The organism is Quadrisphaera sp. DVD1 (assembly GCF_058932755.1).
The window spans coordinates 1-7,371 of the sequence record NZ_JBZYWI010000149.1; the positions used below are offsets into that span (position 1 = coordinate 1).

The following is a 7,371-nucleotide window of genomic DNA, read 5'->3' on the forward strand; positions in this document are numbered from 1 at the left end:
CTCGGATATGTGTATAGGGGACAGGCGGTCACCCCCGCACCCGAGGCGACCGCGGCGCCGTCGCGGGCGCGCTGGCGGTGGGCGGCCGCGGGCCTGACCGCCGCCTTCGGCTGCCAGGCGTTCAGCTACTACGGCACGACCGCCTGGCTGCCGGCCCTGCTCGGCGACCTGCGCGGCCTCAGCGCCGCGCAGGCCGGCCTGTCGGCGTCGATCTTCCAGGTCACCGCCGTCGCCGGGGCGTTCGGCACGCCGGTCCTGGTGCGCCTGCTCGGCCGCCCGTGGCTGGCGCTGGTCGTCGTCTGCGCCGGCTGGGCGGTGCTGCCGCTGGGCCTGGTGCTCGCGCCGCAGGGGTGGGCGGTGTGGTGCGTGTTCGGGGGAGCGGCCCAGGGCGGCGGCTTCACCGCGATCTTCACCGGGGTGGTGCGGCTCGCGCGCGGCACGGCGGAGAGCCGGCGGCTGTCGGCGCTGGTGCAGGGCGGCGGGTACACCGTCGCCGCTGCCGGGCCCCTGGTCGTCGGCGCGGTCCACAGCGCCTCCGGTGGCTGGACGTGGCCGATGCTCGCCGTGCTCGCCGCGGTGGCGGGCATGGCCGTCACCGGCGGGCTCGCCGTGCGGACGGCGTCCGCGCGCGCCTGAGCGACGGCCGGCCCCGACGAGCACGTGGGGTCCTCCGGCCGCTGCGCCTCGTCGTCAGGAGGAGCGGTCGGCCTCGTCGCCCTCGCCCGCGCGGCTGCGCAGCAGGCGGCGCAGCGACTCCAGCCGGGCCGCTCCCGCGGGCCCGGCCGCCCCGGAGGCCACCCAGGCGTCCAGCGCGCAGTCGGCCTCGTCGTGGCTGCAGCCGCGGGGGCAGCCGGCGGTGCCCGGCTCGAGGTCTCCGAAGGCGCCGACCAGGCGCTGGGGGTCGACGTGCGCCAGGCCGAAGCTGCGGACGCCGGGGGTGTCGACCACCCAGCCGCCACCGGCGCTCCCGTCGTCGCCGGCCGGGAGGCGCAGCGCGACGGCCGACGACGAGGTGTGCCGGCCCCGGCCGGTGTTCGCGTTCACCCCGCCGGTGGCCCGCAGCGCAGTGGGCACCAGGGCGTTGACGAGCGTGGACTTGCCGACGCCGGAGGGGCCCACGAGCACGCTCTCGTGCCCGGTCAGGCGCTCGCGGACGGCGTCCAGGCCGTCGAGGGAGCCGTCGGGGCGGCGGCGGACGACGAGGGAGGGGACGTCCAGGGAGGCCCAGGCGGCCAGCGCGCGCGCCGGGTCGCCGAGGTCGGCCTTGGTCAGGCACAGGACGGGCTGGATCCCGGCGTCCCAGGCGGCGGCCAGGCAGCGGTCGACCAGCCGCTGGCGCGGCTCGGGATCGGCCACGGCGGTGACGACCACGAGCTGGTCGGCGTTGGCCACGAGCACCCGCTCGACCGGGTCGGTGTCGTCGGCCGTGCGGCGCAGCACGGTGGCCCGGGTCTCCACCCGCACCACGCGGGCCAGGGTGTCGGGCGCCCCGGAGGCGTCGCCGACCAGCCCCACCCGGTCTCCCACGGCGATGCTCGCGCGCCCCAGCTCGCGGGCCTTCATCGCCACCACGACCCGCTCGTCGCCGCCCTCGTCGACCAGGGCGGTGTAGCGGCCGCGGTCGATCGTCAGGATCCGGCCGGCGACGGCGTCGCGGTGCTCGGGACGGTCCTTCGTGCGCGGCCGGGACCCCTTGGGGTTCGGGCGCACCCGGATGTCGCGCTCGTCCGGACGGCGGCGCTGCTCGCCGGGGCTCACGGGGCCACCTCCACGCCGGTCACCGGCCCAGCATCCCCAGCCACAGGCCGGGGAAGTCCGGGAGGGTCTTGGCCGTGGTCTCGACGTCCTCGACCTCCACGCCCGGCACCCGCAGGCCCAGCAGGGCCGCCGCCGTGGCCAGCCGGTGGTCGGCGTAGGTGGAGAACAGGCCGCCGTGCAGCGGCCGGGGGCGGACGACGAGGCCGTCGTCGGTCTCGGTGACGTCGCCGCCCAGGGCGTTGAGCTCGGTGGCCAGGGCGTGCAGCCGGTCGGTCTCGTGCCCGCGCAGGTGGGCGATGCCGCGCAGGTGCGAGGGACCGTCGGCCAGCGCGGCGAGCGCCGCGACCACCGGGGTGAGCTCGCCGACGTCGTGCAGGTCGGCGTCCACCCCGTACAGCTCGCCGGTGCCGCGCACCGTCAGGCCCTCGCGGGTGAGGTCGACCTCGGCGCCCATCTGGTCGAGCAGGTCGCGCAGGCCGTCGCCGGCCTGGGTGGTGCGCTCGGGCCAGCCGGGCACCGTCACGCGCCCGCCGGTGACCGCCGCGGCGGCGAGGAACGGCGCCGCGTTGGACAGGTCGGGCTCGACCGTGACGTCCAGGGGGGTGATGGGCCCGGGCGCGACGCGCCACGTGTCGGGCTCGGAGTCGTCGACCGCGACGCCGGCGTCGCGCAGCACCTCCACCGTCATCGTCACGTGCGGGGTGCTGGGCAGGGCCTCGCCGACGTGGCGCAGGAGCAGGCCCTCGTCGAAGCGGGCGCCGGCCAGCAGCAGGGCGGAGACGAACTGGCTGGAGGCGCTCGCGTCGACCACCACCTCACCGCCGCGCAGGTGCCCCGCGCCGGCCACGGTGAACGGCATGCGGCCGCGGCCGTCGTCGTCGAGGACGGCGCCCAGGGAGCGCAGGGCCGTCAGCACCGGGGCCATCGGGCGCTCGCGCGCCCGGGCGTCGCCGTCGAAGGTGGTGCTGCCCTGGGCGAGGGCGGCCACCGGCGGCAGGAAGCGCATCACGGTGCCCGCCAGGCCGCAGTCGACGAGGCCGCCGCCGGTCAGCGGGCCCGGCGTCACGAGCCAGCCGCCCGAGGCGTCGCTCTCGTCGTCCTCGACCCGCACGCCCAGCGCGCGCAGGGCCGAGGCCATGAGCAGCGTGTCGCGCGAGCGCAGCGGTGCGCGCAGCACCGACGGGCCCTCGGCCAGCGCGGCCAGCACGAGGTAGCGGTTGGTCAGGGACTTCGACCCGGGGAGGACGACGGTGGCGTCCACGGGGGAGGGGGCGGTCGGGGCCGCCCAGGCCTGCTGGGTCACGCGCGGAGCCTACGGCGAGCGCCGCGCCGCCCCGTGGTGAGCACGGGGCGGACGCGGCGCGGGCGGGGGAGGTCGGTCGTCAGTCGTGCTTGGCCTTCTTGTGGGCCTTCTTGGCCGAGGCGGCCGTAGCCAGCTTCGCGGCGCGGCGGGTGTCGCGGGCCGCCCGCTTGGCGCGCCAGGACAGCCCCGGCTTGCCGGCGGTGTCGACCGAGGCGATGAGCAGGCCGCCGAGCAGACCGGCGTTCTTGAGCACCTCGTGGAGGTCGTGGCGGCGCTGGTCCGGGTCCTCGCGCTCCCAGAAGCGGTGGCCGGTGAGCGTCGTCGGCACGATCGAGCCGGCCAGCACGAGCGCGGCCAGGCGCGGGAAGCGGCCGATGGCGAGCAGCGAGCCCGCGCCGGTCATGATCGCGCCGTTGAGCTTCACGAGGCCCTCGGGCTCGGACGGCAGGGTGACGGGACCGACGCTCAGGCCGGCCAGGGCGGGGATCACGGGGCCGCCGTGGGCGGCGTTGCCCGCGGGTCGGCGGAGCTGGTCGAGGCCGCCGTTGATGAACTGGGCGGCCAGCAGGGGGCGGGCGATGCGGCGCACGATGGTCATGGCCACTGCCTACCGCACCACAGGGGCGCCCGCACGGCGGAACAAGGCCGGGAGGGGCGGCGTTGCTGGCACCAGGACGGGTGAGCGCCCGTCGCCGGAGGAGGAGCGTTGCTCGTCACACTCGATCCCCTGACCGGGGGTCACGGCCCGGTGCGAGTCGCCCGGGGCGGCGTCCGGGGACTACCCTCGGTCTCGATGACTGAGGACGTGACCCGCGCGCCCGAGCAGGAGAGCGCCGCGGAGCGCACGACCCGCTTCGAGGCCGAGGCCCTGCAGCACCTGGACCAGCTCTACTCGGCCGCGCTGCGGATGACGCGCAACCCCGCCGACGCCGAGGACCTGGTCCAGGAGGCGTTCACCAAGGCGTTCGCCTCCTTCCACCAGTACCGCCCGGGCACGAACCTCAAGGCCTGGCTGTACCGGATCCTCACCAACACGTACATCAACACCTACCGCAAGAAGCAGCGGCAGCCGCAGCAGGCCCAGACCGAGGAGATCGAGGACTGGCAGCTGGCGCGCGCCGAGGCGCACAGCTCCATGGGCCTGCGCTCGGCGGAGACCGAGGCGCTCGACCACCTGCCCGACTCCGACGTGAAGACGGCGCTGCAGTCGATCCCCGAGGACTTCCGGATGGCGGTGTACTACGCCGACGTCGAGGGGTTCGCCTACAAGGAGATCGCCGAGATCATGGGCACGCCCATCGGCACGGTGATGTCGCGCCTGCACCGCGGCCGCCGCCAGCTGCGGGCCCTGCTCGAGGACTACGCGCGCGACCGCGGGCTCGTCCCGGCCGCCGCGGCGTCGGGGAGCGAGGCGTCGTGACCCGCACCGACGGCCGTCGCGACCCGGGCGCGCACAAGCCCGACTGCTCGGCCTTCCTCGACCGGATCTACGAGTACGTCGACGGCGAGCTCACCGAGCGCGACCTGACGCGCATCCGCCAGCACCTCGACGAGTGCCCGCCGTGCCTGCGCGAGTACGACCTCGAGGCCGCGCTCAAGGCGCTGGTGCGCCGCTCCTGCCAGGACCGGGCTCCCGAGGAGCTCCGCGGGCGCATCCTGGCCCGGATCACCGAGGTGCGGATCACCACCGAGGGCTGAGCAGCCCCCGGTGGTGGTACCGCCTGCCCGGGCCGCGTCCGCGACGCGTCCCGGACGGGGCTCAGGCGTTGGGCCGCTTGCCGTGGTTCGCGCCGCCGGACTTGCGGGCGCGGCGCTTGCGAGCGCGCTTGCTCATGGTGGACCTCCTCCGTCGCGATCGGGGTGCTGACCGGCGGCTGACGAGCGTGCCGGCCGGGTCGCCCCCATGGTCCCACAGCGCCCACGCAGCGCCCGTCGCCCTCGCGGCGGGCATGATCGGGCCAGTGACCCCCGCGACCCCCGCGACCCCCGCACCGCCCGGGGCCGTGGTGCCCTGGCGCCAGGTCCTGCGCCAGCTCCCCGCCGCCGTCCGCGACCAGCTCCGCCACCAGGACCTCGCCCTCCACGGGGCCGCGGTGACCTTCTACGCCGCCATCTCCGCCGTCCCCCTGGTGCTGCTGGCCGGTCGCCTCGCCACCGAGGTCGTGGGCCAGGGCCGGATGGAGGAGCTGGCGGGCTCGCTCGCCGAGGCGCTGCCCGCGGCCCTGGGCGCCGGGGACGTCGCCCGCTCCCTGATCCGGGACGCCGTCCAGACGAGCTGGTGGGTGGCGCTGTTCGTGACCCTCCCGGCCAGCATGTACGGCGAGGGCCTGGGCCGGGCGTACTCCTCGCTGGCCGGGGTGGAGCACCGCTTCGTCGGCTGGCGCAGCCGGCTGTCGGTGCTGCCGCTGCTGGCCGTGGCCCCGCTGCTGCTCCTGGGCGTGCTGGCGGTCACGCCGCTGCTGGCGGACCTGTTCTCCGAGGGCGTCGGCGGCACCGCGCTGGGCGTCTACGTCGCGCTGAACGTCGACTGGATCGCGGTCTCGGTGCCCCTGGTGTGGTCGTTCCGCATCGTCTCGCCCGACCCGCCGCCGTGGCCGCTCGCGCTCGTCGGCGGCCTGGTCACCGGCGCCTTCGTCTCCGGCTTCCTCCAGGGGTTCACCCTCTTCCTGGCCCTGCCGATCGACCTCGGCGCGCCCTTCGGCGGGCTGACCGCCGTCGGCGCCGCGACCGCCGTGCTGCTGTGGATGTACCTGCTGCACCTCGTCGTCCTCGTCGGCTACGTCGCCACCCGCCAGGCCGAGCGGCTGCACGAGGGACCGGACCAGCGGGTCGGGAGCGAGCGGCGCCGCTAGCGTGAGCGGGTGCTCGCCGCCCGCGCCGTCGCCACCACCCCCGACGACCCGCTGGCCGGGCTGGAGGTGGCCGACCGCGCGCCGCAGCCGGCGCCGGACGGCTGGGTGCGCGTCGACCTGCGCGCCGCCTCGCTCAACCACCACGACCTGTGGAGCCTGCGCGGCGTCGGGCTGCCGGCCGACCGGCTGCCCATGGTGCTCGGCTGCGACGGCGCCGGCGTCGACGAGCGCGGTCGCGAGGTCGTCGTCCACGCGGTCGTGGCCGACCCGTCCTGGCCGGGGGAGGAGACCGAGGACCCGCGCCGCTCGATCCTCTCCGAGCGCCACCCCGGCACCCTCGCCGAGCAGGTGTGGGTGCCCGAGCGCAACCTCGTGCCCAAGCCGCCGGAGCTGAGCTTCGCCGAGGCGGCGTGCCTGCCGACGGCGTGGCTGACCGCCTACCGGATGCTCTTCACCCGCTCCGGCCTGGCGCCCGGCTCGACCGTGCTCGTGCAGGGCGCCGGCGGCGGCGTGGCCACCGCCCTCGTGGCGCTGGGCACGGCGGCCGGGTACCGGGTGTGGGTGACCAGCCGCGACGGGGCCAGGCGCGAGCGCGCGCTGGCCCTGGGCGCCGCTGCGGCGTTCGAGACCGGCGCGCGCCTGCCCGAGCGGGTGGACGCCGTGATGGAGAGCGTGGGCCAGGCCACCTGGGCCCACACGCTGCGGGCGCTGCGGCCCGGCGGCACCGTGGTGGTGTGCGGCGCCACCTCCGGCGACCTGCCGCCGGCCGAGCTGAACCGGGTGTTCTTCCAGCAGCTGCGGGTGGTCGGCTCGACCATGGGCAGCCGCGCCGAGCTCGAGCGCCTCGTGCGGATGTGCGCCACCACCGGGGTGCGCCCCCTCGTGGACGCCGTCCTGCCGCTCGCCGACGCCGGTGAGGGCCTGCGCCGCCTGGCCGCCGGAGAGGTGTTCGGCAAGGTCGTCCTGGAGGTCTGAGGGGCCCTTCCCCGGCGGGCCGCGGTGTGGGACCTTGCTGCTGCGGCGGGAGCCCGCCGCCTCGACCGACGGAGGCCCGCCATGGCGACACCCGGCACCCTCGCGCTGCGATCCCTCGACGTCGGGGAGGTCGCCGTCCTGGCAGGGGGGCCGGCCCGCGCGGTCGACGCCGTCCTGGCCTCGCTGCTGGAGAGCGGGCGCGTCGAGGTGCTCGACACCGCAGCGCTGCAGGCGCGCGACGCCCACCGCCACGGGCCCGTCGAGGCGGCGGTGCTCGACGCCATCGGGACGCGCGCAGTGTGGTCGCTCGCGACGGTCCGCTGGCGGGCGCAGAGCGACGTCCGGCTGACCGCGATCGCGCAGCGGCTGGCCGACGAGGGCCTGCTGCGCCCGGCGGGGGCGCTCGCGCGCCTGCGCGGTGGCCGGGAGGGGTGGGCCCCCACGGCCCTCGGCCGGCAGGCGCTGCGCCGGGCCAGGGCCGAG

10 protein-coding genes are annotated in these 7,371 nt (G+C 77.0%); 6 read left to right on the forward strand and 4 right to left on the reverse strand.

The features are described 5' to 3' along the window. Window positions 1-636 (forward strand): MFS transporter (locus AC5FZL_RS14035; protein WP_493619510.1); only part of this gene is annotated, 636 nt, incomplete at its 5' end. Window positions 637-690: 54 nt separating this feature from the next. Here AC5FZL_RS14035 and rsgA read toward each other — a convergent pair. From rsgA to AC5FZL_RS14050, 3 genes are all read right to left on the reverse strand, one after another. Further along, window positions 691-1,758, reverse strand: a complete 1,068-nt coding sequence (gene rsgA, locus AC5FZL_RS14040; protein WP_493619511.1) for a ribosome small subunit-dependent GTPase A — start codon at window positions 1,756-1,758, stop codon at window positions 691-693. A gap of 19 nt (window positions 1,759-1,777) precedes the next feature. Continuing rightward, the gene (gene aroA / locus AC5FZL_RS14045; protein WP_493619512.1) at window positions 1,778-3,061 is read right to left on the reverse strand and encodes a 3-phosphoshikimate 1-carboxyvinyltransferase; all 1,284 of its coding nucleotides are present in this window, start codon (window positions 3,059-3,061) and stop codon (window positions 1,778-1,780) included. A 79-nt stretch (window positions 3,062-3,140) separates the two neighbouring features. Beyond that, window positions 3,141-3,659 (reverse strand): DoxX family protein, encoded by a 519-nt coding sequence (locus tag AC5FZL_RS14050; RefSeq protein ID WP_493619513.1) that lies wholly within the window; start codon window positions 3,657-3,659, stop codon window positions 3,141-3,143. Window positions 3,660-3,854: 195 nt separating this feature from the next. Here AC5FZL_RS14050 and AC5FZL_RS14055 point away from each other — a divergent pair, with 195 nt between their 5' ends. Both AC5FZL_RS14055 and rsrA read left to right on the forward strand, forming a co-directional pair. Beyond that, window positions 3,855-4,481, forward strand: coding sequence for a sigma-70 family RNA polymerase sigma factor (locus AC5FZL_RS14055; protein ID WP_493619514.1), 627 nt, complete (start codon window positions 3,855-3,857; stop codon window positions 4,479-4,481). Beyond that, window positions 4,478-4,759: a mycothiol system anti-sigma-R factor gene (gene rsrA, locus AC5FZL_RS14060; protein WP_493619515.1), complete on the forward strand. Its 282-nt coding sequence runs from the start codon at window positions 4,478-4,480 to the stop codon at window positions 4,757-4,759. The genes AC5FZL_RS14055 and rsrA overlap by 4 nt, the downstream gene beginning before the upstream one ends. A 61-nt stretch (window positions 4,760-4,820) precedes the next feature. Here rsrA and AC5FZL_RS14065 read toward each other — a convergent pair whose 3' ends face one another. Then, window positions 4,821-4,895 (reverse strand): 50S ribosomal protein bL37, encoded by a 75-nt coding sequence (locus AC5FZL_RS14065; protein WP_493619519.1) that lies wholly within the window; start codon window positions 4,893-4,895, stop codon window positions 4,821-4,823. A 127-nt stretch (window positions 4,896-5,022) separates the two neighbouring features. Between AC5FZL_RS14065 and AC5FZL_RS14070 the strand changes: the two genes are divergently transcribed. From AC5FZL_RS14070 to AC5FZL_RS14080, 3 genes are all read left to right on the forward strand, one after another. After that, the gene (locus AC5FZL_RS14070) at window positions 5,023-5,913 is read left to right on the forward strand and encodes a YihY/virulence factor BrkB family protein (protein ID WP_493619516.1); all 891 of its coding nucleotides are present in this window, start codon (window positions 5,023-5,025) and stop codon (window positions 5,911-5,913) included. Window positions 5,914-5,922: 9 nt separating this feature from the next. After that, on the forward strand, window positions 5,923-6,888 hold the full coding sequence (locus AC5FZL_RS14075; RefSeq protein WP_493619517.1) for a zinc-binding dehydrogenase: 966 nt from the start codon (window positions 5,923-5,925) through the stop codon (window positions 6,886-6,888). 24 nt (window positions 6,889-6,912) lie between these two features. After that, the coding region (locus AC5FZL_RS14080) for a TIGR04222 domain-containing membrane protein (protein WP_493619518.1) at window positions 6,913-7,371 on the forward strand (459 nt) is incomplete at its 3' end.

Excerpts from the sequence above, each read along its gene's own strand:
- AC5FZL_RS14050 (WP_493619513.1), bottom strand. The coding sequence starts at position 3,659 with ATGACCATCGTGCGCCGCATCGCCCGCCCCCTGCTGGCCGCCCAGTTC.
- AC5FZL_RS14055 (WP_493619514.1), top strand. The coding sequence starts at position 3,855 with ATGACTGAGGACGTGACCCGCGCGCCCGAGCAGGAGAGCGCCGCGGAG.